Genomic DNA, 24,385 nt, shown 5'->3' on the forward strand with positions numbered 1-24,385 from the left:
GTCGGCGTCACGGCTCCCGGGCCAGCAGCACGTCCGCGTCGAAGCAGGTGCGGCTGCCGGTGTGGCAGGCGGCCCCGGTCTGGTCGACCCGCACGAGCACGGTGTCCGCGTCGCAGTCCAGCGCCACGGACTTGACCCGCTGCACATGCCCGGAGGTGTCGCCCTTCACCCAGTACTCGCCGCGGCTGCGGCTCCAGTAGGTGGCGCGTCCGGTGGTGAGGGTGCGGTGCAGGGCCTCGTCGTCCATCCATCCCAGCATCAGCACCTCCCCGGTGTCGTACTGCTGGGCGACGGCGGGCAGCAGCCCGTCCGGGTTGCGCTTGAGCCTGGCGGCGACGGCGGGGTCGAGGGAGCTCTCCTGGGACATGGCTCCATTGTCCCGCACCCGTCCCGCCCTCCGCGTACCGCGCTGCGCGGGGCCGCCGCCGCGCATCCGGTGCGGCGGCACGCGGCACGGTGTCGGACACGCCGCGCACACGCCCGGGCACCGACAGCTCCCCCGTCCGCGCCCCGCGCGCCGTACGCTTGCGGTATGTCGACCCATGCCAAGCGTGAACGTCTGCTGCTCGCCGACCTCTTGGAGGCCAACGGACCCGACGCGCCCACTCTGTGCGAAGGGTGGCGCACCCGGGACCTGGCCGCGCACGTCGTCGTGCGCGAACGCCGCGGAGACGCGGCCGGCGGCCTGCTGATCAAACAGCTCGCGCCCCGACTGGAGCGGGTGCAGGCCGAGTTCACCGCCAAACCGTACGACGAGCTGATCCACCTCATCCGCACCGGGCCGCCCCGGATGTCGCCCTTCGCGCTGAAGCAGGTGGACGAGGCGGCCAACACGGTCGAGTTCTTCATCCACGGGGAGGACGTACGCCGTGCACAGCCCGACTGGGCGCGGCGCGAGCTGGACCCCGTCCTCGAGGACGCGCTGTGGCGCCGGCTGGAGACGGCCGCCCGGATGTACGGGCGCAAGGCTCCGGTCGGCCTGGTGCTGCGCCGCCCCGACGGCCAGACGGCGGTCGCCCGGCGCGGCACCCCGGTCGTGACCGCCGTCGGCGCCCCCTCGGAGCTGCTGCTGTTCGTCTCCGGCCGCACCGAGCAGGCGGACGTGGAACTGGACGGCGACAAGGAGGCGCTCGCCCGCCTCGCCGAGGCCGGCCTCGGCACGTAGCGGGTGCCCGCGCCGGGGACCCGGCACCGGGACATGCTCCGGCCGGCCCGCCGCGCCTCCGCCCGCGTGGGGCGCGATCCCGGAGCCGGAACCGGCAGCGCACCGGTGTGCGCCCCCGGTCCGCGCCGGGCGCCGCCCCCAAGGCGGGGCGGGGGCGGGTACCGGGACGGCTCAGGGTGTTCCCGGATGGAGCGCGTGGCCGGCGCCGCGAGGGTGGAGTCATGACCTTCTCGCCGCTCTCCCGCAGCCGCACCCACCCCGCCGTCCGCCCCCTCCGCCGGCCCGCCGGCCGCCCCGCCCGCCGGAATCTGCTCGCCGGGGTGGCCTCCGGTACGGCGCTGGCCGCCGTCGGTACCCCGGTGCCGGTGGCCGCCGCGGACACCCCCGAGGCCGGCCGCCCGGACGCGGGCGGGGGCCGGAGGCTCCCGCCGCCCGACGCCCGCGCGCTGCGGGCCGCCCTGGACGATCTGGCGCACCCGCGCGCCTCCGGGGCACAGTTGCGGGTCAGCGGGTCGGCCGGACGGTGGTACGGCACCTCGGGGGTCTCGGACCCGTCGACCGGGCGACCGGTCGGGCTCAACGACAAGGTGCGCGCGGGCAGCGTCACCAAGGCGTTCGTGGCGACCGCGGCGCTGCAACTCGCCGACGAGGGGCGGCTGCGCCTGGCGGCGCCCGTCCGGCACCACCTGCCCGACCTGCTGCCGGAGCGCTTCGGGGCCGTCACGGTGGCGCAGCTCCTCGACCACACCAGCGGGCTGCCCGACCACGTCGGACTGCCCGACATGAGCACGGCGGAGGCCGTGCTGCGGCACCGCTTCGACCGGTGGACCCCGCAGCGGATCGTGGCGAGCGCCACCGGCGGCGAGCTGAAGTTCCGGCCGGGCACCCGGCAGGAGTACCGCGGCGTCAACTACGTGCTGGCGGCGCTGGTCATCGAGCAGGTGACGGGACGTCCGTACGGGATCGAGCTGCGCGACCGGCTGCTGCGCCCGCTGCGGCTGGGACACACCTCCTTCCCGTCGGCGGAGGGGTACCCGCGGCGGATCCGCGGCCCGCACATGCACGGCGGCCTGGAGAGGGAGGACGGCACGCTCGCGGACGTCACCGAGTTCGACATGTCCGCCTCGCACGCGGACGGCGAGATCGTGACCAGCACCGGCGATCTGCACCGCTTCCTGTCCGCGCTGTTCTCCGGGGCGCTGCTGCCGCAGCGGCAGTTGCGCAGGATGTTCACGCTGCCGCCGAAGCAGGTGCGGATGCTCGACGGGAGTCCGGCGCGCTACAGCACCGGGCTGCAGACGGTCACCGTCGAGGGGGTGGAGCTGTGGGGCAAGACCGGCGAGCAGCACGGCTATGCGACCGGGATGTTCGCCACCCGCGACCAGCAGCGGCGGCTGGTGTGGACGTTCACCCCGGTCGAGCCGGGCGCGGACCCCTCGCCGATGAGCCGGCGGATCGCCGAGGCGGCCACGGCCGGGAGCTGAGCCCCTGCGTCCGGATCGTCCGGGACCCGGGGGGAGACATCCGCGAGGGCGGTCCGGCCGGCCCCGGGACGGGTTCCCGGGCTCCGTCGGACGATCCGGGTATCCCCCGGCCTGCCGTCCCGGACGCCGGCGTGAGCCGGGCCGTGCCACCCTCCGGCAGCAAGCGTCCGCTCGCTCCGGCGCCATGGCAGAGTGACCGCCGTGCACACGTCGAAGCGCGTCACCACCACGTGGCAGCGAATACCGGGCAGCGGCACCTCGCGCCCGATCCGGTCCTTCCGGGCGGCGGTGACGGCGGTGGTCCTCGTTCTGGGCGTGTCGGCGGGGCTCCTCGGCTGCTCCGCCTCGTCGGACCGGCCCCGTCCCGAGTTCGATGTGCCCTCCGTCTTCTACGTCCCGCGCGATCCCGCGGGCACCCCGGAGTCGAGGTTCGGCATCAGGGAGCTGTTCGGGGAGCGCGGAACGGGCCACTACACAGTGGCCGTCGACGCGGCGGATCTGAGGGGCGTCGCCGTCCTGAAGACGGGTCAGGACAACTGCCCGGTCCGGCTGCCCACGTTCCACTGCGATGGCGAACCGGTCGACCGGCGGCACGGCGGGAGCGGGCAGTCCTTCCGTGTGAGTCCCGCGGACGGGGCCGAGGCGGGCGACTCGGCGGTGCTGCGGTACCGGCTGACCTCGCCGGGCCTGCCGAGCGTCACGGCGAGCACCCGCATCGTCGTCGGTGAGCCGGTGCTGACCGTCGAGACCCGGGCGGACCGGGACGACGTGCAGCCGGGCGGACGGGTCGCCGTCGCGCTGAACCTGCGCAACACCGGGGACGTCCCCGCTCGCGGGGTCTCGCTCCACATCGGCACCCGCGACGGTCTCCGGATGGCGGGCGAGCACCGCAACTGCCTCTATCGCGGCACCACATCGGCCTGGTGCCGGCTGCCCGCCGACGATGTCGTCATCCCGCCCGGCGGGACCTACCGCCTCGCCGCTCCCGAGGCTTTCACACTCGCCGCCGACGCCACCTACCCGACCGTCGTCTTCGAGGCCGCTCCCCTCACGGACCAGGTCTCGCCGGAGGACACCGCCGGGCAGTACGAGTCCGGACAGGGACCGGCGCTCCGCTACCTGCCCGGGGCCGGCCCGGAGGACCGCGAGGACGCGGGGGCACCGCACGCGACGGGCGAGAGCGCGGCACGCCTCCAGCTCGCCGTGCGCAACACCAGCGACCTGGTCGCGCTCGCCGACACCGCGAGGGGGCCCGTCGGCAGCCGGGCGGAGGTGCGGGTCGGCGTACGCAACGACGGCCCGGGGTCGCTTCCGGCCGAGGTCGAGGTCGAGTTCGTGGTTCCGGCGGGCACCACCGTCGTGTCGTCGCCCTACGATCCCGAGCTGGACGAGGAGGTGATCGACCAGGACTGCCGGGCTCTCGCCGCCGACGGCTCGCCCCTTGCCGAAGCGTCCGTGAGGCAGCCGAGCGCCCGCCGGTACGTGTGCAGAACGGACGCGGGGAAGGCGGGAGCCACCACGACCTTCCCCTTCACCCTCCGCATCGACGAGGAGTCGGCGCAGCGTGGCGGGCGGGTCACCGTCGCCGATGGCGACAGCCACCACCCGAGCAACGACCCGGAGACCGCCGACGACAGCGCCGAGGTCACGGTGTCCGTGTGGCCGGGTCCGGCTTGGGCCACGCCCGGCCTCCTCGCGACTGCCGGGATTACCCTCGGGCTGTTCGTCCTCGTCGCGGCTCTGGTGACCTGGAGGCGCCGGCGCTCACTCTGAGCGCGACGAGCGTGGCGGCGACGGCTTCCCCGGCGCCGCCGTCGCCTCCTGCGCCCTGCCCGGCGAGGCTGTCGAGGACCGGCTGTCGGGACCGGGGCCGCCGTCTTCGAGGGCGACCCGCTCGGTCAGGATCCGCTGGAGCTCCCGGGCCGCGCGGGTCGGGGAGACGTCGCCGCGGTGCGCGACCGCGACGGTGCGGTGCAGCCCGGGTGGTGCGAAGCGGGTGATCCGCAGGCCGGAGCGGGCCGCGACCATCCGGGGGACGACGGCCAGTCCGAGGCCCGCGCGGACGAAGCCGAGCACGGCGTCCATCTCGCCGCCCTCCACGCCGAAGACGGGTTCGAAGCCCGCGTCCCGGCAGGCGGCCACGGTCAGCTCCCGCAGGTCGTAGCCGCGCCGGAACATCGCCAGCGGACGGCCGCGCAGGTCCTCGACGCGGATGCGGTCACGGCGCGGGAGCGGGGGCGCGTCCGGGGCCGCGACGACGACCAGTTCCTCGCTCAGCAGCTCGGCCGTGGCCAGCACCGGCCCCTGGCCCGGCAGCGGGGTGATGATCAGCGCCAGGTCCAGCTCCCCCGCCGCCAGTGCCCGCACCAGGTCCTGGGAGCCGTCCTCGTGGACCATCAGCTCCACACCGGGGTAGCGGTCGTGGAAGGCGCGCAGCACGTCCGGCACGAGTCCGGCGCACAGGCTCGGCGGCGCCCCGAGCCGGACCCGCCCGCGGCGGAGCTGCGCGACTTCCTGCACCTCGCGGCGGGCCGTCTCGGTGTCGGCCAGGATCCGCCGGGCCAGCGGCAGCAGGGCCTCGCCCGCGTCGGTGAGCGAGATGTGCCCGCGCGCCCGGTGGAAGAGCTCGGCGCCCAGCTCCCGCTCCAGGGAGCGGATCTGCTGGGAGAGGGAGGGCTGGGCGACGTGCTCCTGCTGCGCGGCCCGGGTGAAGTGGCGGGTGTCGGCGACGGCGGTGAAGTAGCGGAGCTGCTGGAGCTGCATACGGCAAGCATACGACGCGTCGATAGGCCACACCTATCGTTCGCAGCTGTTCTATGTCTTGGACTGATAGCGAAGGCCGTCCCTACCGTGCATGGTCATGGCGACGGATATCCGCACCCCCACTCCGCAGCGGCCCCGGACCGGCTCGGCCGCCCCGCCGGGGCCGGGCCCCCGGCGGGGCCGGCTGCGCACCCTGTGGGGCTCGACGATCGGCAAGAAGGCGGTCATGGCGGTCACCGGACTGCTGATGCTGGCCTATCTGCTCGTCCACATGTTCGCGAACCTGAAGGTCTTCTTCGGCCCCGAGGACATGAACGGCTACGCACACTGGCTGCGCACCCTGGGTGAGCCGCTGCTGCGGTACGGCTGGTTCCTGTGGATCGCACGGGCCGTCCTGCTCGCGGCCGTCGTCCTGCACGGCGTGAGCGCCTACCAGCTCAGCCGGCGCGACCTCGCCGCCCGGCCGGTCGGATACCGGCACCGCAGGCGCGGCAGCAGCTACGCGACCCGCACCATGCGCTGGGGCGGGATCATCCTGGCCCTGTTCCTCGTCTGGCACGTGCTCGACCTGACGACCGGCACCGTCAACCCGCGCGGCCAGGAAGGCCACCCGTACGAGAACATCGTGGCCGCGTTCCGCACCTGGTACGCGAACGTCATCTACCTCGTCGCCATGCTCGCCGTCGGGCTGCACATCCGGCACGGCTTCTGGAGCGCGGCGCAGACCCTCGGGGTGACCCGGCCCGGCACCGGGCGCCTGCTCAGAGCCGGGGCGACCGTGCTCGCGGCGGCCATCACCGCCGGATTCGTCTCCGTACCCATCGGCGTCATGACCGGAGTGGTGAACTGACATGAGCAGCCCCAGCAGCCCCAGCACCTCCTACCAGGACTACCGGACCGGCGAACCGGCCGTCGACACCAAGGCACCCGACGGACCGGTGGCCGAGCGGTGGAACCGGCGGCGCTTCGAGGCGAAGCTCGTCAACCCGGCCAACCGCCGCAAGCACACCGTCATCGTCGTCGGCACCGGCCTGGCGGGCGGCTCGGCCGGAGCGACCCTGGCCGAGGCGGGCTACCGCGTCGTGCAGTTCTGCTACCAGGACTCCCCGCGCCGCGCCCACTCCGTCGCCGCGCAGGGCGGCATCAACGCGGCGAAGAACTACCGCAACGACGGCGACTCGGTGCAGCGGCTCTTCTACGACACCGTCAAGGGCGGCGACTTCCGCTCCCGCGAGTCGAACGTCCACCGGCTGGCGGAGATCTCCACCGAGATCATCGACCAGTGCGTCGCCCAGGGCGTGCCGTTCGCACGCGAGTACGGCGGGCTGCTGGACACCCGCTCCTTCGGCGGCGTCCAGGTCTCCCGCACCTTCTACGCCCGCGGCCAGACCGGGCAGCAACTGCTGCTCGGCGCCTACCAGGCGCTCTCCCGGCAGATCGCCACCGGCGCCGTGGAGATGCACCCGCGCACCGAGATGCTGGACCTGATCGTCATCGACGGCCGGGCCCGCGGCATCGTCGCCCGCGACCTGCTGACCGGGCGGATCGAGAGCCACTTCGCCGACGCGGTGGTGCTGGCCACCGGCGGCTACGGCAACGTCTTCCACCTGTCCACCAACGCCAAGAACTCCAACGCGACCGCCGTGTGGCGCGCGCACCGCAGGGGCGCCCACTTCGCCAACCCCTGCTTCACCCAGATCCACCCCACCTGCATCCCGCGTTCCGGCGACCACCAGTCCAAACTCACCCTGATGAGCGAGTCGCTGCGCAACGACGGCCGCGTCTGGGTGCCCGCCGAACCCGGCGACGACCGCGCCCCGCAGGACATCCCCGAGGACGAGCGGGACTACTACCTGGAGCGGCTCTACCCCTCCTTCGGCAACCTCGTCCCCCGCGACATCGCCTCCCGCGCCGCGAAGAACGTCTGCGACGAGGGCCGCGGCGTGGGCCCCGTCGGCCACGGAGGCGGAGCCGAAGGCTCCTCGGTCGAGGGCGGTGGCGGGCGACGGGAGGGCGTCTACCTCGACTTCGCCGACGCCCTCGCCAGAATGGGCCGGAAGGCCGTCGAGGAGAAGTACGGCAACCTCTTCGAGATGTACGCGCGGATCACCGCCGAGGACCCCTACACCCGCCCGATGCGCATCTACCCGGCCATCCACTACACGATGGGCGGGCTGTGGGTGGACTACGACCTGATGACCACCGTGCCGGGCCTCTTCGCCGTCGGGGAGGCCAACTTCTCCGACCACGGCGCCAACCGGCTCGGCGCCTCCGCGCTGATGCAGGGCCTGGCCGACGGCTACTTCGTCCTCCCCGCGACGCTCGGCGACTACCTGGCCCGCACCCCGCACCAGCCCGCCGACCCGGACCATCCGGCCGTGCACGAGGCGGTCCGCGCGGTCTCCGACCGGCTGGACGCGCTGCTGTCCGCGGACGGCGACCGCTCGTCCGAGTCCTTCCACCGCGAACTGGGCGCCCTCCTGTGGGACGAGTGCGGCATGTCCCGCACCGAGGAGGGGCTGCGCAAGGCGCTGGAGCGGATCCCCGAACTCCGCGCCGAGTTCTGGCGGCGGGTGCGGGTGCCCGGCAGCGGCGCCGCGCTCAACCAGTCGCTGGAGCAGGCCAACCGGGTCGCCGACCACCTGGAGCTGGCCGAACTGATGTGCCTGGACGCGCTGCACCGCGCCGAGTCCTGCGGCGGCCACTTCCGCGAGGAGCACCGCACGGCGGACGGCGAGGCGGCCCGCGAGGACGAGGAGTTCTGCTACGCCGCCGCCTGGGAGTTCACCGGCACCGGCACGGCCCCCGTGCTGCACAAGGAAGCCCTGCACTTCGACCACGTACACCCCACCCAGCGGAGCTACACATGAACCTCACCCTCCGGATCTGGCGGCAGCCGGATGCCGAGTCGCCCGGCGACATGCGCACGTACGAGGTCGAGGACATCTCCCCCGACATGTCCTTCCTGGAGATGCTCGACACCCTCAACGAGACGCTGCTGACCCGCGGCGAGGAACCCGTCGCCTTCGACCACGACTGCCGCGAGGGCATCTGCGGCGCCTGCGGGATGGTCATCAACGGCGCGGCCCACGGCCCCGAACGCACCACCACCTGCCAGCTGCACATGCGGCACTTCGCCGACGGCGACACCGTCGACGTCGAACCCTGGCGCGCCGCGGCCTTCCCCGTCGTACGGGACCTGGTCGTCGACCGGTCCGCGTTCGACCGGGTGATCGGCGCGGGCGGCTACATCACCGCGCCCACCGGCGCGGCGCCCGAGGCCCACGCGACGGCCGTGCCCAAGCCCGCCGCCGACGCGGCGTTCACCCACGCCGAGTGCATCGGCTGCGGCGCCTGCGTGGCAGCCTGCCCGAACGGGTCGGCCATGCTGTTCACCTCCGCCAAGGTCAACCACCTCGCCGCGCTGCCGCAGGGAGCGCCCGAGCGGGAGACCCGGGTGCTCGACATGGTCGCGCAGATGGACGCCGAGGGCTTCGGCGGCTGCACCCTGACCGGCGAGTGCGCCACGGCCTGCCCCAAGGGCATCCCGATGCCGTCCATCGCCGCGATGAACCGGGAGTATTTGCGGGCGACGGCGAAGAGATAGCCCCCCCCGGGGGGGAGGGGCGGCGCCGCGGCGGGTGGCGCCGGGCGCCTCGGGTCACCGGGCCGGACGCCCGGGTGCCGGGGCCGGACGTCCGCGCCGATGCCGGGGCCGGTGCCCGCGCCGATGCCGGGGAGCCGGGCGGCCCGCCGCACCCTCTACAGTGACCCGATGTCCCCCAACCGGCTCCTCGACCAGCGCCCCACCCTGCCCGAACTGGCCCGGCAGGCACTCTCGTCCGTCCAGCACGGCTACGACCTGCTGGCGCCGAAGTTCGACCACACCGCCTACCGGACACCGGAGAAGGTGCTGGACGCGACCGCCCGGGCCCTCGGCGGCCACGGCCCCTTCGCCGACGGGCTCGACCTGTGCTGCGGCACCGGCGCCGGCCTGCGGGTGCTGGAGGAGGTGTGCACCGGCCGGGCGGTGGGCGCCGACTTCAGCACGGGCATGCTGGCGGAGGCCAGGTTCGCGTACGCCACCGCCCCGCACCCCGCCCCGCACTGGGTGCGGGGTGACGCGCACGCCCTGCCGTTCCGCGACGGCACCTTCGATCTGGTGGCCAGCTTCGGCGCGTTCGGCCACTTCCTGCCCGCCGAGCGCCCGCACCTCTTCGGCCAGGTGCACCGGGTGCTGCGGGCCGGCGGCACCTTCGCGTTCCCGATGGCGGCGCCGCCGCGCCCGGGCACCGCCGCGTACTGGTCGCTGCTCGGGTTCGACGCGGCGATGCGGGTGCGCAACACCGTGTGGCGGCCGCCCTTCGTCATGTACTACCGCACCTGGCCGCTCGGCGACGTCCGGCGGGACTTGGAGGCGGCGGGCTTCGACGTAACGCTGGAGCCCCTCGCGGAGCTGGGCCGCCGCGACGACGGCGCCCCGCGCTGCCGGCTGGTCCTGGCCAGAAAGCGCTGAGCGCCTACCCGCGCCGCACGGGCCTGCGCAGCAGCATGCCGCCGATCGCGACCAGCGCCGGGAAGCCGCCCTTGGGCATGGCCGCGGTCCCCACCGCACCGACACCGGCCAGCACCGCGCCCGCGGCACGCTGTGCGGCGACGTCGCCGTGCTCCTCCGCCGAGCGGAGCAACCGGCCGCCCACCCACAGGGCGGGCGCCGCCGCCATGAACCAGAAGGCCGCCGCCCGGTCGCCGCGCTCGGGCACGGAGTCGACCACACCACGGCGGGCCAGCTCCGCCAGCGCCTCCCGGTGGACCATCGCACCGATGGCACCGTGGCCGACCGCGACGGCCTGGAGGAGACGTCCCGCTGAAGGTCGATTCATACCGCCGATCGTAGTCCCGGCAGCACGGAGACCGGCGTCATTCGAGCACTTGGACGGATCACTCCCGGATCGCTCGCCGCGCCGTGCCGCCGGCACCCCGTCCCGGCGCGCGAGTTCGCGGAGCCGGCCGTCAGCGGGCCGTGTGCGGGGGCCACGGGCGTGGCACATGTCGTTCATGGGGTCGATCGAGCGCGACAGCGAGTCCGTCCGGTACATCCGGTTCCAATCGCCGCACCGGAACAGCCGAGGCCATTTCACCGGCGTTTTCGGTCTCGTCAACAATCTGGCGAGGGAGGGCAGGCTCTCGGAGGAACAAGAAGCCTTCCGCCGCCGCAACAACCGGTGGTACGACGCCGCGTATCCCAACCCCTCGACCGTCGACCCCGACATCTACGACGACGACATCAACCCCGGCGCGGCGGCGTGGTTCAAGCCGTCGGCCACTCATCTCCTCGACCGTGTCCCCGGCTATCTGGAGATTCTGTCCGCGCACGGCATCGACTGCCGGGCTCTGCGTTCCGTCGGCCCGGGACGGGTCGTCTACGAGGACGCCGCACAGATCGTGGTCGTGCCACACGCCCCGGAAGCGGCGACCGCCCGCGAGAGCACCGCCGACCGGAAGTGACGCGGCAGGCGCACCGGCCACGCGTCGGGTGTCACCGGTCCGGGCGTGGGCACCGGGGTGAGTCGACGGGCCCGAGTCGGGGGCCCTGCACTGTTTTCGCTCAGGAGGGAGACCCGCGCCTGGCCGGAGACCAGACGTCAGAAGGGGGACCAATAGACCTTGTCCGGGTCCCGGTCAGCTCTTTCGACGTATTCGTCGAACCCCATCTCGCCGAGGGAGAGCAGCATATGCACGTCCCCGACCGCTGCGGGCTCCAGGCGGAAAGCGTCCTCCGCCGACGCGGAGCCTTCGGTGGCGTCGCGGGCGGGATGAGCGTCCGGATCGAGGTCGACCGCCAGCATGGCGAAGTGCGAGTGGCGAACGGCGGTGGAGTCGACGACGAAGACATGGCCGGCCGGCGTGGCCGCCCGCACCGCCGCCCGCACCTCTCCTGTCGTCGCGCCGGACCAGGCCGGATCGTCCACGAGGTGCACGCGGGCTTCGTGCTCGTCGTCCTCACCCCACGGTTGCCTCAGTTCTGCCACTATGGCCCGCCATCTGGATTCGTCCTCGTAGCTGGTCCGCACGACGAGTGCTGCCTCCGCGTCGTGGTCACCGATCACCGGTCTCATTCCCGCTCCCCCACCTCGGGCCTGTTCGAGACGTACCGCAGCACGCTGCCGAGACTGCTCAACCACTCGTGGATCTTCGGCAGGAAAAAGCGGTCCCAGATATCGGCCCAGTGGTCGCGACGGCGGCGGATCCGCCAGCGGCGGATACTCAAGGGGTGGGTCCGCATGCTCCAGTGTTCGCCGGTCGTCGACGGGTACCACGGCAGTCGACAGTGCGCCCCGCAGCATCTCCTGCGTGAGGGGGTTCCCGATGTAGTTGGCGATCACCGTCAAGGCAGCTTCCACGCCGCGGCAACCAGCCACCGTCAGCCCCAGAACTTCCCCGAAAAAATCACGCTCACTCGAACCACGGTTCCCTGAATCATCGCCGGGTTCGAAAGATTCGACGACTCGGCCGTCAACTATATAGACGAATCCTGAGAGCCCCTTCGCGTTGAGGAACAGAAGGATGGTTTCCGTGGCTTTCGAAAGAGGGGCGAGAATTCCGTCAAGACAACCGATGGAACTGTCGAACTCGACGGCGAAGGCCCAGTCGCCCAGCTTACCGACCAACACTTCGTCCAGCCGACGACCGGATTCCCCAGCACCCCCGATGACATCCCCTTCTTCATCGAGGGGCGACACCTGTCCGGCACCCCTTCTCGCACCGTATATTTCGATGACTTCCTCCTGGGTGCGCCCCCGCGAAAACGTAACGCAGAACCACTCGCTTTGAGCCAGGCTCCAGGACTCCGACACGTCGGGGATCTCCTTCGCACGCAGAGGACAATGACGCAACCACACTCTTGAGGATGATTTCTCTTCCGGCGGCACCGGCGCAAGACGCAGCGGCTCGACAACGACCACCACCCGTCCGGCAGCAGCCACTTCAGGGCCTTCGAGCGGACTTCGTTCCGTGCTCCGGGTGCCGTCGCAGGAGTACGACGCAGTCGGTGGCCCGGCTCCAGTCGCCCACCGTGCGCGCGGCTTCGCGGTCGCGCTCCAGACCGGTTCGTGCTGCCCAAACTGACGGCCTACCATCAACTACAGGCCGCAGCGCCCTCCCAGACGGAATCCGTCGCCATGATCGATCAGTTACGAAAGGGCTCGCCGTGACGACCGAAACCCCTCGCTGGCTCACGTCCTCCTACAGCAACAACGGCGGCGCCTGCGTGGAGGTCGCCACCAACCTCGCCGCCAGCCACGGCACCGTTCCCGTCCGGGACTCCAAGAACCCCGCGGGTCCGGTGCTGGACCTGACCACCGAGGCGTTCTCCACCTTCGTGACGGGCATCAAGAGCGGAGACCTCGGCACCGCCTGACCGACGGGGCGGGTACCGGTTCGGAGATGCTCCCTTCGCGTCCACCGACGGAACCCCGACACGGGCCAAGAGCCGGCGGCGTCACAGGATCTCCTCGCCGAAGAGATCGGCCAGCTCCTCCGCGTCATCCCCGGCCCCTGCGCGCCAGGCCCGGAGAACCGGCGTCGCGTCGCGCAGTTGCCGGGCTCCGAGCGCGTACTCGACATGGCCCGAGAGGTCGCCGCCCGAGGCGGCTCGGGCGTGGGCGAGGAGATCGGCAGGCAGGCTGACGGTGATGCGCGTACGGGGCCTCATACGAAAGCGAGCATAGCCCCGTCCATCCCCGCGGCGCCGGGAAAGGGTGTCAGGTGTCCCCTTCGGTGCCCGGCGTGTCGCACAGGGCGTGGTCGACGAGGTCGCCGGCGGCCTTCTCCTGCCGGAGCGCGTTGTCGGGCGAGTCTGCCAGGGCGGTGGACATCGAGACGGTGACGGTGCGGCTGCCGTCGTCGGTGGCGCCGTTCAGGGTGATGTAGCCGCCGTCGCCGCCCTCGTGGCTCCAGTAGCTGCCGCCGCAGGACAGCGGGCGGTTGACCAGACCGAGCCCGTACCGGCCACCCGGCCAGAACCGCTGGGTCCCCTCGTCGACCTCGACAGTGTCCTGCATCTCGGCCAGCCGTGCCTGCGGCAGCAGATCGCCGCCGAGCAGGGCCCGGAAGAAGCGGTTGACGTCCGCCGCGGTGGACACGTAGTTGCCGGGGGCGGGAAGGATCACCCTGGTGACGTCGACCCGGTCGCCGGAGGGGAAGACCTGGTAGCCGTGGGCGTGTGGACGGCGGATTCCGGGGGTGTCCGGCAGATAGGTGCGGTCCATGCCGAGCGGTTTCAGGATCCGGTCCTCCACCTCCCGGTGCCAGGGGCGGCCCGTGGCCTTCGCTATGACCATGTCGAGCAGCGCGTAGCCGGTGTTGGAGTAGCTCCACCCCTTGCCCGGCCGGAAGTCCGGGTGGTGCCGCATCGCCAGCGCGACGATCTGCCGGGGTGTGTAGGTGTCGTGGCGGCGCTCGGTGTATTGCTGCGGCGTGGTGTAGCCGGGGAGTTCGTCGTCGTGGATGCCGCTGGTGTGCTGGAGGAGGTGGCGGAGGGTGATGCGGCGTCCGTCGTTGCCGTTGCCGCGTACCAGGCCGGGCAGCCAGCGGTCGACCGTGTCGCCGAGAGACAACGTGCCCTCGTCGGCCAGTTGCAGGACGACGGTGGCCACAAGTGCCTTGCCGGTGCTGGCCATCCGGAAGTAGCCGTTGCGGGGTACCGGACGGTGCGAGCCCGCCTCGGCGGTGCCGCTGGTGGCGACCAGGTCCCGGCCGGGACCGGTGGTGCCCACCCGGGCCTGCACGCCGGTGATCCCGAGCGCCCGGATGGCGTCGGTGTCCCGGCGCAGGTCCTGCTGCCGGTATCCGGGAGCGGCTGTCTCCCGTGCGTCGGCGGACAGTGGGACGGCGACGGCCGCTCCGGCCATGACGAGAGTGGCGGCTGCGGCGGCCGGCCACCGTCTGCCGACACCGCGGCGCCGCCGACCGGGCCGGTCGGTCGCAGAGGAATGCGGAGAGGCATGTGAAGGGCGGGGCGCGGACCTCGGAGCCGTGAATCTCATACCCGTCACGCTAGGCAGCCATCGACCGCGGAGCGTTACCGCGTACTCCCCGATGAAAGGTACAGCTGCCTGTAGTGCCGCGCACGTGCCCGGTGCCTAGGGTGCCTCACGTGAGCCCCGACGGGCCCACGCCCCGTACGGCCCGTACGACGGAGAAAGCGAAAACAGGTGCCTACCCTATTCGGCGCGGCCCGCACGCGTTGGCGCACGACATGGCGCGGCGGGCGCTACTTGCTGGGCACTCTGGTGGCCGCGGCGGTGACGCTCGGCGCCGCACTGCCGCTGCTGTGCGTTGCGTCGCTGCTGCGGCCCTGGGCGGAGCGGCAGCGACGGCGTGCCGGGAGGCTGCTGGCAGAGCCGGTCGAGCCGCGCCCGCGCGCCGCCCGCCGGGACCTGGTGTGGCTCGTGACGCAGGTGGCCACCGGTCTGCCGGCCGGTGCGCTGGCCCTGCTCTGCCTGGGTTGCCTCGCCCTCACCCCCGTCGTCGCGGCGCTGTGGTGGGCCTTCCCGACGGCGCCGTGGCTGCCGGTGGTCAGTTTTCCGCTCACCGACTGGGGGACCGCGCTGTCGCTGGGCCTGGTGAATCTGGTGTGCCTGGCGGTACTGACCGCCCTCCTCCTCCCGCCGCTCGCCCGCGCGCACGCCCGGTGCTGCCTGGCGGTCCTGGCGCCCTCGCCCGCGGAACGCCTGGTCGAGCGCGTCACCGAACTCACCCGGACACGGACCGATGTCCTGCAGGCGCACAGCGCGGAGCTGCGCCGCATCGAACGCGATCTGCACGACGGCACCCAGGCCCGTCTCGTGGCCCTCGCGATGCGGCTCGCCGTGGCCGGTGAGAGCCTCGCCGACGACTCCGGCCCGGCCGCCGCCCTGGTGCGGCAGGCCCACGCCGAGACCGAGGAGGCGATGACCGAGCTGCGCTCCGTCATCCGCACCATCTATCCCCCGGTCCTCGCCGACCAGGGCCTCTCCGGCGCGCTGAGCACCCTGGCCACCCGGGCCGGGGTGCCGACCCGCCTCGACGTCGGTCCGCTCGGTGAGGTCCCCGCCGCGGTCGAGGCGGTCACCTACTTCGCCGTCACCGAGGCACTGGCGAACATCGCCCGGCACAGCAGCGCCACGCGTGCTGCCGTGCGGGTCGCCCGCAGCGGTGTGCTGCTCCGTGCGGAGATCTCCGACGACGGGACGGGCGGAGCGGAGGCCGCCCGGGGTTCCGGACTGGACGGAATCCGGCGCCGGGCCGCCGCGTTGGACGGCACCATGGAGATCAGCAGCCCGCCCGGCGGGCCTACAGCGCTCACCGTGGAGCTGCCGTGCGCGTAGTGCTCGCCGAGGACAACGTCCTGCTGTCGTCGGGGCTGGAGCTCCTGCTCGGCTCGCGGGGTTTCGAGGTCGTCGCGATCGCCACCGACGCACCCGGTTTCCGCGCCGCCGTCGAGGCCCACCGGCCGGACGTCACCATCGTGGACGTGCGGCTGCCCCCGGCATTCCGCGACGAGGGCATCCGCGCCGCTGTCGAGGCCCGCCGCGCACATCCGGGCCTTCCGGTGCTGGTGCTGTCGCAGTACGTGGAGCAGGAGTACGCGGGCCGTCTCCTCGCGGACGCCCGCGGCGGCATCGGCTATCTGCTCAAGGACCGGGTGAGCCGCGTCGCGGAGTTCACCGACGCGCTGCGCCGGGTGGCGGACGGCGGCACCGCCATGGATCCCGAGGTCGTCGCCCAGCTCCTCGCCGGCGGCGATCCCGTGGACACGCTGACCGCACGCGAGCGCGAAGTCCTGGCGTTGATGGCCGAGGGCCACGACAACGCGGCCATCGGCCGCCGGCTCGTCATCACCGACAATGCCGTGCACAAGCACATCGGGCACGTCTTCATGAAGCTGGGCCTGTCGGCCGGCGACAGCGGCCACCGCCGGGTCCGGGCCGTTCTGGCCTATCTCCGCCGCCACGGCGGTACCGTCTCCGGGCCGGCCCCCGCGCGGTCGCCGGAGGAACGGTAGGCGGCCGGGGCCGGGCCGGGGCCCGGCCCCCACCAGTCCGGGCTCCGCCAGTCCGGGCCCCGCCGGCCAGGTGTCAGCGGACCGGGTGGCCCGCGCCGCGCAGGGTCTGCTTGACCTCGCCGATCCGCAGGTCGCCGAAGTGGAAGACCGAGGCGGCCAGTACGGCGTCTGCGCCGGCGCCGACGGCGGGCGGGAAGTGGTCGAGGCGCCCGGCGCCGCCGGAAGCGATCACGGGGATGGTGACGTGCTTGCGGACGGCGGCGATCATCTCGGTGTCGTAGCCGTCCTTGGTGCCGTCCGCGTCCATCGAGTTGAGCAGGATCTCCCCGGCGCCCAGTTCGGCCGCACGGTGGGCCCACTCGACGGCGTCGACGTCGGCGCCGCGGCGGCCGCCGTGCGTGGTGACCTCGAAGCCCTCGCCTCCGGCGCGGCGGCGCGCGTCCACGGACAGCACCAGGACCTGGCTGCCGAACCGTTCGGCGATCTCGCGGATCAGCTCCGGGCGGGCGAGGGCGGCGGTGTTGACGCCGACCTTGTCGGCCCCGGCCCGCAGCAGCTTGTCCACGTCCTCCGGGGTGCGCACCCCGCCGCCGACGGTCAGCGGGATGAAGACCTGCTCGGCGGTGCGGCGCACCACGTCGTAGGTGGTCTCGCGGTCGCCGGAGGAGGCGGTGATGTCCAGGAAGGTCAGTTCGTCGGCGCCCTCGGCGTCGTAGACCTTGGCCATCTCGACCGGGTCGCCGGCGTCGCGCAGGTTCTGGAAGTTGACGCCCTTGACGACCCGGCCGCCGTCCACGTCCAGGCAGGGGATGACTCGGACCGCGAGGGTCATGCTCCGTGTGCTCCTTGTGCTCCGGGTGCTCCTGGGGCCTCTTGCGGGTCCCGGTACGCCTCGACCTCCACCTCGACCACCAGGCTCGGGTCGGCGAAACCGGACACGATGATCATGGAGGAGACGGGCCGGACCTCGCCGAACAGCTCCTTGTGCGCGCGTCCCACCTCCTCGACGTCCCGCGCGTGCGTCAGGTACATCCGGGTGCGCACCACGCTGTCGGCGCCCAGGCCGAGGGACTTGAGGGCGTCCAGCGCCACCCCGAAGGCGGTGACGGTCTGGTCGTAGGGGCCGCCCTCGGCGATCACACCGTCCACCACCGAGGTGCAGCCGGCCACCAGCACCAGGCCGTTGGGCAGTTCGACGGCGCGCGCGTAGCCGAACGGCTCCTCCCAGGGGGCACCGGACCCGATCCGCCGTATCGAAGCCATCAGGAAACCGCCTCCAACGCCTCTTCCAGGGTGAACGCCTTGGCGTAGAGGGCCTTCCCCACGATCGCGCCCTCGACGCCCTCGGGCACCAGCTTCGCGAGGGCCCGCAGGTCGTCGAGCGAGGAGACGCCGCCGCTGGCGACCACGGGCCGGTCGGTGGCGCCGCACACCGTGCGCAGCAGCTCCAGGTTGGGGCCCTTGAGGGTGCCGTCCTTGGCGATGTCGGTGACGACGTAGCGGGCGCAGCCCTCGGAGTCGAGGCGGGCCAGCGTCTCGTAGAGGTCGCCGCCGTCGCGGGTCCAGCCGCGGCCGCGCAGCGTGGTGCCGCGCACGTCGAGGCCGACGGCGATCCGGTCGCCGTACTCGGCGATGACCCCGGCGACCCACTCGGGGGCCTCCAGCGCCGCCGTGCCGAGGTTGACGCGGCGGCAGCCGGTGGCCAGCGCCGCCGCCAGCGAGGCGTCGTCGCGGATGCCGCCGGACAGCTCGACCTTGATCTCCATGGACTGGGCGACCTCGGCGATCCGCTCCCGGTTGTCGCCGGTGCCGAAGGCGGCGTCCAGATCGACCAGGTGCAGCCACTCGGCTCCGGCGCGCTGCCAGGCCAGCGCCGCCTCCAGCGGGTCGCCGTAGGAGGTCTCGGAGCCGGACTCACCGTGCACCAGGCGGACGGCCTGCCCGTCCCGGACGTCGACGGCGGGCAGCAGTTCCAGCCGGTTGCTCGCCACGTTCACGGCTTCCTCGCTCTTTCGGCTCACAGGGACTCGATCCAGTTCTTCAGTAGCTGTGCTCCGGCGTCGCCGGACTTCTCGGGGTGGAACTGGGTGGCCCACAGCGGGCCGTTCTCCACGGCGGAGACGAACCGGTCGGCGTGCGCGGTCCAGCTCACCACCGGAGGCTTCAGAGCCGGGTTGGCGGTCTCCAGCTCCCAGTCGTGCACGGCGTAGGAGTGGACGAAGTAGTACCGCTCGTCGGCGGGCAGCCCGGCGAACAGCCGCGAGTCGGCGGGCGCCTCGACGGTGTTCCAGCCCATGTGCGGGACGGGGTGCGCGGCGTCGTTGGCGAGCGGGCCGACCGTGCCGGGCCACTCGTCCAGGCCCTCGGCCTCCCGGCCGTGCTCGATCCCGCGGGAGAAGAGGACCTGCATACCGACGCAGATCCCCATGACGGGCAGGCCGCCCGCCAGCCGGCGCCCGATCACCCAGTGGCCGCGCGCCCGGACCAGCCCCTCCATGCAGGAGGCGAAGGCGCCCACGCCGGGCACCAGCAGGCCGTCGGCGGCCATCGCCCTGTCGTAGTCGCCGGTGATCTCGACGTCGGCGCCGGCCCGCTCCAGGGCGCGCTCCGCGGAGCGCACGTTGCCGAAGCCGTAGTCGAAGACCACGACGCTCTTCCTGCCGTTCACCGCGCTCATCGTCATGCCCACCAGTCCACTCGCAGGATCCCCGCCGCCAGGCACATCACCGAGGCCACGGCGAGCAACACGATCACCCCTTTGGGGAGCTGCTGCTTCCAGAAGGAGATCGCCCCGCCGGCCAGGAACAGCCCGACGAAGATCAGCAGCGCCGCGAGGCCGGTCACAGAGCACCCTTCGTGGACGGGATGCCGGTCTGCCGCGGGTCGCGTTCGCTCGCGTACCGCAGGGCCCGGGCCAGCGCCTTGAACTGGCACTCCACGATGTGGTGCGCGTTGCGGCCGTAGGGCACGTGGACGTGCAGCGCGATCTGCGCCTGGGCGACGAAGGACTCCAGGATGTGGCGGGTCATCGTGGTGTCGTAGCTGCCGATCATCGGCGCCATGCCCTCGGGCTCGGTGTGCACGAGGTAGGGGCGGCCGGACAGGTCGACGGTCACCTGGGCGAGCGACTCGTCCAGCGGCACCGAGGCGTTCGCGAACCGCACGATGCCGCGCTTGTCGCCGAGCGCCTGCTTGAAGGCGGCCCCCAGCGCCAGCGAGGTGTCCTCGATGGTGTGGTGGCTGTCGATGTGCAGATCGCCCTCGGTCTTCACGGTGAGGTCGAACAGGCCGTGCCGGCCGAGCTGGTCGAGCATGTGGTCGTAGAAGCCCACCCCGGTGGAGACATCCACCTCGCCGGTGCCGTCGAGGTCGATCTCCACCACGACAGAGGTCTCCTTGGTGGTGCGCTCCACCCGGCCCTTGCGCGTCATCAGTCGCTCTTCTCCTTCAGTTCCTTCAGCACGGCTCGCACCGCGTCGAGGAACGCGTCGTTCTCCTCCGGCGTGCCCGCCGTCACCCGCAGCCGGCCGGGGACGCCGTTGTCCCGGACCAGTACGCCGCGGGCCAGCAGCGCCTCCCACACGGCGTGCGATCCGGCCGCGCCGTCGAAGCGGCCGAACTGCACGAAGTTGGCGTCCGAGTCGGTGACCTCGCAGCCCAGGGCGCGCAGCTCGCTCACCAGCCGGTCGCGCTCGGCCTTCAGCTGCGCGACGTAGCCGAGCAGGGTGTCGGTGTGCTCCAGCGCGGCCAGCGCCGTGGCCTGGGTGACGGCCGACAGGTGGTAGGGCAGCCGCACCAGTTGCACGGCGTCCACCACGGCGGGCGCGGCGGCCAGATAGCCCAGCCGCAGCCCGGCGGCGCCGAACGCCTTGGACATGGTCCGCGAGAGCACCAGCCGCGGCCGGCCCTCGATCAGCGGGAGCAGCGAGGGGTGGTGCGAGAACTCGCCGTAGGCCTCGTCCACCACCACCAGCGCCCCGTGCGCGGGGCGGGCCGCCTGTGCGGCGTCGTGCAGGGCCAGCACCGTCTCCTCCGAGACGGCGGTGCCGGTGGGGTTGTTGGGCGAGCAGACGAAGACGACGTCGGGCCGGTGCTCGGCGATGGCGCGGACGGCGGCCTCGGTGTCGATGGTGAAGTCGCCGTTGCGGGGGCCGGACAGCCAGCCGGTGCCGGTGCCGCGGGCGAGCAGCGCGTGCATCGAGTACGACGGCTCGAAGCCCAGCGCCGTCCGGCCCGGCCCGCCGAACGCCTGGAGGAGCTGCTGGAGCACCTCGTTGGAGCCGTTGGCCGCCCACACCTGCCGGTGGTCGACGGAGTGGCCGGCGGTGCGGGAGAGGTAGTCGGCCAGCCCGGTGCGCAGCTCGACCGCGTCCCGGTCCGGGTAGCGGTTGAGGTGCCGCGCGGCCTCGGTGACCCGCTCGGCGATCCGCGCCACGAGCGCCTCGGGCAGCGGGTAGGGGTTCTCGTTGGTGTTCAGCCGGACGGGTACGTCGAGCTGGGGCGCGCCGTAGGGGGACTTGCCGCGCAGCTCGTCCCGGATGGGGAGCTCGTCCAGCGAGGACACGGAGCTGTTGCCGGTCACGGGGCCTCGGGTACCTTCCAGTCGAACCGTGCCTTCAGCGCCGCGCCGTGCGCGGGCAGGTCCTCCGCCTCCGCCAGGGCGACGACATGGTGGGTGACCTCGGCGAGCGCGTCCCGGGTGTAGTCCACGACGTGGATGCCGCGCAGGAAGGACTGGACGGACAGACCCGAGGAGTGGCAGGCGCAGCCGCCGGTGGGCAGCACGTGGTTGGAGCCGGCGGCGTAGTCGCCGAGCGAGACGGGCGCGTACGGGCCGACGAAGACGGCGCCCGCGTTGCGCACCCGCGCGGCCCAGGACGCCGCGTCGGCGGTCTGGATCTCCAGGTGCTCGGCGGCGTAGCCGTTGACCACGGCCAGCCCGGCCTCCAGGGAGTCGACGAGCACGATGCCCGACTGCCGTCCGGACAGCGCCTCGGTGATGCGCTCGCTGTGCCTGGTGGCGGGCACCTGCGTCTTCAGCTCCCGCTCGACGGCCTCGGCGAGCTCCTCGGAGGGGGTGACGAGCACCGCTGCGGCGACCACGTCGTGCTCGGCCTGGCTGATCAGGTCGGAGGCGACGTGGGCCGGGTCGGCCGTGTCGTCGGCGAGGATCGCGATCTCGGTCGGGCCCGCCTCGGAGTCGATGCCGATGACCCCCTTGAGCAGCCGCTTGGCCGCGGCCACGTAGATGTTGCCGGGGCCGGTCACCAACTGGACCGGGGCGCATTCCGCGGTGCCGTGGGCGAACATCGCCACGGCCTGGGCGCCGCCCACCGCGTACACCTCGTCGACGTCCAGCAGCGCGCAGGCGGCGAGGATGGTGGGGTGCGGCAGGCCGCCGAACCCGGCCTGCGCGGGCGAGGCCACGGCCAGCGAGCCGACGCCGGCCTCCTGCGCGGGGACCACGTTCATCACCACGGAGGACGGGTAGACGGCGCGCCCGCCGGGGACGTACAGCCCCACCCGCTCCACGGGGACCCAGCGCTCGGTGACGGTGCCGCCGGGCACCACCTGCACGGTGGAGTCGGTGCGCCGCTGGTCGCGGTGGACGGTCCGGGCGCGCCTGATGGACTCCTCCAGGGCCGCGCGCACGGCCGGATCCAGCTCCCGGAGGGCCGTGCGCAGCGCCTCGGCGGGCACCCGGGTCTGCTCCAGGCGCACTCCGTCGAACCGCTCGGTGTACTCGATCACCGCCGCCGCGCCGCGATGCCGCACGTCGTCGCAGATGGGCCGCACCTTCTCCAGGGCGGCTTCGACGTCGAGCTCGGCACGGGGCAGCAGGTCGCGGTCGAGCGCGCCGTTCGCCGGGCCGGAGGCCGCGGTGGCGAGGGCGGCGCCGCGCAGATCGATTCGGGAGATCACGTACTCAAGTCTCTCAGACCCGCGACGCGCCCCGGCCGCCCGTATCAGAGGCTGATACAGGCCACACGCGACGAACGTCGCCTCCCGCGTTCATCCGGTCACGGAGCGGGAAAGGGACCGGTACGACCAGTTGGTCCGAACGTGTCGCGGCCAGGCCGCCGGTTCGGACACCGGGAGACCGGGCGACGGAGGGCCGGGACCGGGAGAGGCCGGGGCCGGGTGACCGGGACGCGCGGCGGGCTGCCGGGACACGAGGAATCGAGGGGGAGGAAGCGTGAGCGAGCCGGTGGACTCGGGCGAGCCGCCGCCGGGACTGCGGCTGACGACTGCCGAGTGGGGGCTCTGGCAGGCGTTCCGCAACGGTACCGAGCACGATCTGCGGCACGGCGAGGCCGAGCTGGACGATCCGAACGGCGATCACGTCTGGGGCCCGGAGCGCACGGTCCGCGCCCGGGTGATAGCGCTGCTGCTGCTGCACGGGCCGCCACCGCTGCTGGGCCGGGTGGCGTCGCTGCACCTGACCGGGGCGCTGGTGAGCGGCTGCCTGGACCTGGCGGGCGGCACCGTGGAGACGTACTTCGAGCTGCGGCAGTGCCGCTTCGAGGAGGAGGTGCGGATGCCGGAGGCGCGCGTCAACACGGCGCGCTTCGTCGACTGCTACCTCCCCCGGCTGGAGGCGGCCCGGCTGACCACCGAGGGGGATCTGCACCTGCCCCGGTGCAGCATCCCCGAAGGCGTGCGGCTGACGGACGCCTCGATCGGCACCGACCTGCTGCTCAACGCGGCCACCGTGGGCAGCGGCCCGCGCAACCGCGCGATCGCCGCCGACGGGGTCAGCGTCTCCCAGGAGCTCCAGGCCAGCCTGCTGGTCACCGACGGGCAGGTGAGTCTGCGCGGCGCCTCGGTGGGCAGCTCGCTGCACATGTTCGGCTCGGTGCTGCGCAATCCGCGCGGGCGCTTCGCGCTGTACGCGCCGCAGATGACCGTCGAGCAGGTGGCCAGCTTCGGCGACGCGGGGCGGGGCAGCGCTCCGCACATCTACGGCACGACGCCGCCGACCGGCACCCGCTACGACTTCGGCGGCCAGGGGGGCACCCATCCCTGGGCGCCGGGCCTGCCGCGCACCGGATGGGACCCGCATCGCACCAAGCACTTCCAGTGCACCGGGGGCATGGTGCTGGACGACGGGCGCTTCGGCTCCTCGCTGGTGATCGAGAACGCCCGGCTGCAGATGCAGCGCGACCAGGAGCTGTCGCTGCGCCGCATCACCACCCCGGAGCTGACCTTCACCCCGCAACTGCCCGAGCGGGGGCTGGTGGTGCTCTCCGGCGCGTCGGTGGAGAAGCTGATGGACCGGGCCTCCAGCTGGCCGGGCGACCACCGGCTGTGGATGGCGGGTTTCACCTACCAGCACGCGATCCCCAAGGAGGGCCATTTCAACGTCCGCGAGCGGCTCCAGTGGATCAACGCCGCGACCGCGGAGTACGCACCGGAGCCCTACGAGCAGCTCGCGGCGATGTACCGGAACAGCGGCGAGGACACCAACGCGCGCCAGGTGCTGCTGGCCAAGCAGCGCCGGCGGCGGGAGACCCTGCCGCTGCCCGGCAAGCTGTGGGGGGTGTTGCAGGACTGGACGGTGGCCTACGGCTACCGGCCCGCGCAGGCGGCACTGTGGATGGCGCTGCTGTGGCTGACGGGCGCGGTGCTGTTCCAGGCGCACCGGCCGCCCGCGCTCAAGGGCGACGAGGCGCCGCACTGGAACGCGACCCTGTACGCGCTGGACCTGCTGCTGCCGGTGATCTCCTTCGGCCAGGACACCGCCTGGGACCCGGGCGGCGGCTACCAGTGGCTGGCCGCCGCGATGATCCTGGCGGGCTGGGTGCTGGCGACCACGGTGGCGGCGGGTGCCACCCGGCTGCTGCGACGGCAGTAGCCGCGGGGTCCCCCGGGGGTGGCTCGGGGGTACCTCGGGGGTGTCCGTAGGGCGCACCGGGGCCCGCGCCG

Annotated in this window: 26 protein-coding genes and 1 pseudogene; 13 read left to right on the forward strand and 14 right to left on the reverse strand. The window is 73.0% G+C overall.

Annotated features, from left to right (window positions below):
* Positions 1-7: 7 nt before the first annotated feature.
* Entirely contained in the window at positions 8-367 is a 360-nt protein-coding gene (gene hisI, locus A949_RS0123720) for a phosphoribosyl-AMP cyclohydrolase (protein WP_019358535.1), read from the reverse strand.
* A gap of 165 nt (positions 368-532) precedes the next feature.
* Between hisI and A949_RS0123725 the strand changes: the two genes are divergently transcribed.
* The 3 genes from A949_RS0123725 to A949_RS0123735 all read left to right on the forward strand — a co-directional run bounded on the left by A949_RS0123725 (position 533) and on the right by A949_RS0123735 (position 4,422).
* Positions 533-1,165, forward strand: coding sequence for a TIGR03085 family metal-binding protein (locus A949_RS0123725; RefSeq protein ID WP_019358536.1), 633 nt, complete (start codon positions 533-535; stop codon positions 1,163-1,165).
* Between the two features lie 221 nt (positions 1,166-1,386).
* On the forward strand, positions 1,387-2,649 hold the full coding sequence (locus A949_RS0123730) for a serine hydrolase domain-containing protein (RefSeq protein ID WP_019358537.1): 1,263 nt from the start codon (positions 1,387-1,389) through the stop codon (positions 2,647-2,649).
* 201 nt (positions 2,650-2,850) lie between these two features.
* On the forward strand, positions 2,851-4,422 hold the full coding sequence (locus A949_RS0123735) for a hypothetical protein (RefSeq protein WP_158687626.1): 1,572 nt from the start codon (positions 2,851-2,853) through the stop codon (positions 4,420-4,422).
* Here A949_RS0123735 and A949_RS0123740 read toward each other — a convergent pair.
* On the reverse strand, positions 4,414-5,412 hold the full coding sequence (locus A949_RS0123740) for a LysR family transcriptional regulator (protein ID WP_019358539.1): 999 nt from the start codon (positions 5,410-5,412) through the stop codon (positions 4,414-4,416). The genes A949_RS0123735 and A949_RS0123740 overlap by 9 nt on opposite strands.
* Positions 5,413-5,503: 91 nt before the next feature.
* Here A949_RS0123740 and A949_RS0123745 point away from each other — a divergent pair, with 91 nt between their 5' ends.
* The 4 genes from A949_RS0123745 to A949_RS0123760 all read left to right on the forward strand — a co-directional run bounded on the left by A949_RS0123745 (position 5,504) and on the right by A949_RS0123760 (position 9,928).
* Positions 5,504-6,262: a succinate dehydrogenase cytochrome b subunit gene (locus A949_RS0123745; protein ID WP_019358540.1), complete on the forward strand. Its 759-nt coding sequence runs from the start codon at positions 5,504-5,506 to the stop codon at positions 6,260-6,262.
* 1 nt (position 6,263) lies between these two features.
* Positions 6,264-8,282, forward strand: coding sequence for a fumarate reductase/succinate dehydrogenase flavoprotein subunit (locus A949_RS0123750; RefSeq protein WP_019358541.1), 2,019 nt, complete (start codon positions 6,264-6,266; stop codon positions 8,280-8,282).
* Complete coding sequence (locus tag A949_RS0123755; protein WP_019358542.1) at positions 8,279-9,019, forward strand: succinate dehydrogenase/fumarate reductase iron-sulfur subunit; 741 nt, start codon at positions 8,279-8,281, stop codon at positions 9,017-9,019. The genes A949_RS0123750 and A949_RS0123755 overlap by 4 nt, the downstream gene beginning before the upstream one ends.
* A 168-nt stretch (positions 9,020-9,187) precedes the next feature.
* Positions 9,188-9,928, forward strand: coding sequence for a class I SAM-dependent methyltransferase (locus tag A949_RS0123760; protein ID WP_026004965.1), 741 nt, complete (start codon positions 9,188-9,190; stop codon positions 9,926-9,928).
* A gap of 4 nt (positions 9,929-9,932) precedes the next feature.
* Here the strand turns inward: A949_RS0123760 and A949_RS0123765 are convergent, their stop codons facing one another.
* Complete coding sequence (locus tag A949_RS0123765; protein WP_037707299.1) at positions 9,933-10,295, reverse strand: DUF6463 family protein; 363 nt, start codon at positions 10,293-10,295, stop codon at positions 9,933-9,935.
* A gap of 175 nt (positions 10,296-10,470) precedes the next feature.
* On the opposite strand from A949_RS0123765, the gene A949_RS0123770 reads away from it, so the two are divergent.
* Positions 10,471-10,920 (forward strand): hypothetical protein, encoded by a 450-nt coding sequence (locus A949_RS0123770; protein WP_026004966.1) that lies wholly within the window; start codon positions 10,471-10,473, stop codon positions 10,918-10,920.
* Positions 10,921-11,057: 137 nt separating this feature from the next.
* Here the strand turns inward: A949_RS0123770 and A949_RS38260 are convergent, their stop codons facing one another.
* Positions 11,058-12,398 (reverse strand): DUF6924 domain-containing protein, encoded by a 1,341-nt coding sequence (locus tag A949_RS38260; protein WP_158687627.1) that lies wholly within the window; start codon positions 12,396-12,398, stop codon positions 11,058-11,060.
* A 123-nt stretch (positions 12,399-12,521) separates the two neighbouring features.
* Between A949_RS38260 and A949_RS39245 the strand changes: the two are divergent.
* Together A949_RS39245 and A949_RS0123785 are read left to right on the forward strand one after the other, a co-directional pair.
* Positions 12,522-12,626 (forward strand): annotated as a pseudogene (locus A949_RS39245) (DNA-binding protein); the annotation flags it as partial.
* Positions 12,623-12,832, forward strand: a complete 210-nt coding sequence (locus tag A949_RS0123785; protein ID WP_019358548.1) for a DUF397 domain-containing protein — start codon at positions 12,623-12,625, stop codon at positions 12,830-12,832. The pseudogene A949_RS39245 and the gene A949_RS0123785, both read left to right, overlap by 4 nt.
* Before the next feature lie 81 nt (positions 12,833-12,913).
* Here the strand turns inward: A949_RS0123785 and A949_RS0123790 are convergent, their stop codons facing one another.
* Together A949_RS0123790 and A949_RS0123795 are read right to left on the reverse strand one after the other, a co-directional pair.
* Positions 12,914-13,126, reverse strand: a complete 213-nt coding sequence (locus tag A949_RS0123790; RefSeq protein WP_019358549.1) for a hypothetical protein — start codon at positions 13,124-13,126, stop codon at positions 12,914-12,916.
* A gap of 49 nt (positions 13,127-13,175) precedes the next feature.
* Positions 13,176-14,324: a serine hydrolase domain-containing protein gene (locus A949_RS0123795; protein WP_019358550.1), complete on the reverse strand. Its 1,149-nt coding sequence runs from the start codon at positions 14,322-14,324 to the stop codon at positions 13,176-13,178.
* A gap of 303 nt (positions 14,325-14,627) precedes the next feature.
* On the opposite strand from A949_RS0123795, the gene A949_RS0123800 reads away from it, so the two are divergent.
* Entirely contained in the window at positions 14,628-15,782 is a 1,155-nt protein-coding gene (locus A949_RS0123800) for a sensor histidine kinase (RefSeq protein ID WP_026004968.1), read from the forward strand.
* Complete coding sequence (locus A949_RS34320; RefSeq protein ID WP_051019596.1) at positions 15,773-16,459, forward strand: response regulator transcription factor; 687 nt, start codon at positions 15,773-15,775, stop codon at positions 16,457-16,459. Before A949_RS0123800 ends, A949_RS34320 begins: the two co-directional genes overlap by 10 nt.
* A 73-nt stretch (positions 16,460-16,532) precedes the next feature.
* Here A949_RS34320 and hisF read toward each other — a convergent pair whose 3' ends face one another.
* From hisF to hisD, 8 genes are read right to left on the reverse strand one after another with little or no spacing between them, the layout of a single operon-like run.
* Positions 16,533-17,291, reverse strand: a complete 759-nt coding sequence (hisF, locus tag A949_RS0123810; RefSeq protein WP_019358553.1) for an imidazole glycerol phosphate synthase subunit HisF — start codon at positions 17,289-17,291, stop codon at positions 16,533-16,535.
* On the reverse strand, positions 17,288-17,722 hold the full coding sequence (locus A949_RS0123815; RefSeq protein ID WP_019358554.1) for a RidA family protein: 435 nt from the start codon (positions 17,720-17,722) through the stop codon (positions 17,288-17,290). The genes hisF and A949_RS0123815 overlap by 4 nt, the downstream gene beginning before the upstream one ends.
* A complete protein-coding gene (priA, locus tag A949_RS0123820; RefSeq protein WP_026004969.1) occupies positions 17,722-18,450 on the reverse strand; it encodes a bifunctional 1-(5-phosphoribosyl)-5-((5-phosphoribosylamino)methylideneamino)imidazole-4-carboxamide isomerase/phosphoribosylanthranilate isomerase PriA in 729 nt (242 codons plus the stop codon). The genes A949_RS0123815 and priA overlap by 1 nt, the downstream gene beginning before the upstream one ends.
* Positions 18,451-18,476: 26 nt before the next feature.
* Positions 18,477-19,136: an imidazole glycerol phosphate synthase subunit HisH gene (gene hisH, locus A949_RS0123825; RefSeq protein ID WP_026004970.1), complete on the reverse strand. Its 660-nt coding sequence runs from the start codon at positions 19,134-19,136 to the stop codon at positions 18,477-18,479.
* A gap of 2 nt (positions 19,137-19,138) precedes the next feature.
* Positions 19,139-19,303 (reverse strand): hypothetical protein, encoded by a 165-nt coding sequence (locus tag A949_RS38580; protein ID WP_019358557.1) that lies wholly within the window; start codon positions 19,301-19,303, stop codon positions 19,139-19,141.
* Complete coding sequence (gene hisB, locus A949_RS0123835; protein ID WP_019358558.1) at positions 19,300-19,890, reverse strand: imidazoleglycerol-phosphate dehydratase HisB; 591 nt, start codon at positions 19,888-19,890, stop codon at positions 19,300-19,302. Before hisB ends, A949_RS38580 begins: the two co-directional genes overlap by 4 nt.
* Entirely contained in the window at positions 19,890-21,023 is a 1,134-nt protein-coding gene (locus A949_RS0123840; protein ID WP_026004971.1) for a histidinol-phosphate transaminase, read from the reverse strand. The genes hisB and A949_RS0123840 overlap by 1 nt, the downstream gene beginning before the upstream one ends.
* Before the next feature lie 14 nt (positions 21,024-21,037).
* Positions 21,038-22,381: a histidinol dehydrogenase gene (gene hisD / locus A949_RS0123845; protein ID WP_019358560.1), complete on the reverse strand. Its 1,344-nt coding sequence runs from the start codon at positions 22,379-22,381 to the stop codon at positions 21,038-21,040.
* 274 nt (positions 22,382-22,655) lie between these two features.
* Between hisD and A949_RS0123850 the strand changes: the two genes are divergently transcribed.
* Entirely contained in the window at positions 22,656-24,314 is a 1,659-nt protein-coding gene (locus A949_RS0123850) for a hypothetical protein (protein WP_019358561.1), read from the forward strand.
* Positions 24,315-24,385: the final 71 nt, after the last annotated feature.

Origin of the sequence: Streptomyces sp. AA1529 (genome assembly GCF_000280905.1) — a bacterium.
Classification (GTDB): domain Bacteria; phylum Actinomycetota; class Actinomycetes; order Streptomycetales; family Streptomycetaceae; genus Streptomyces.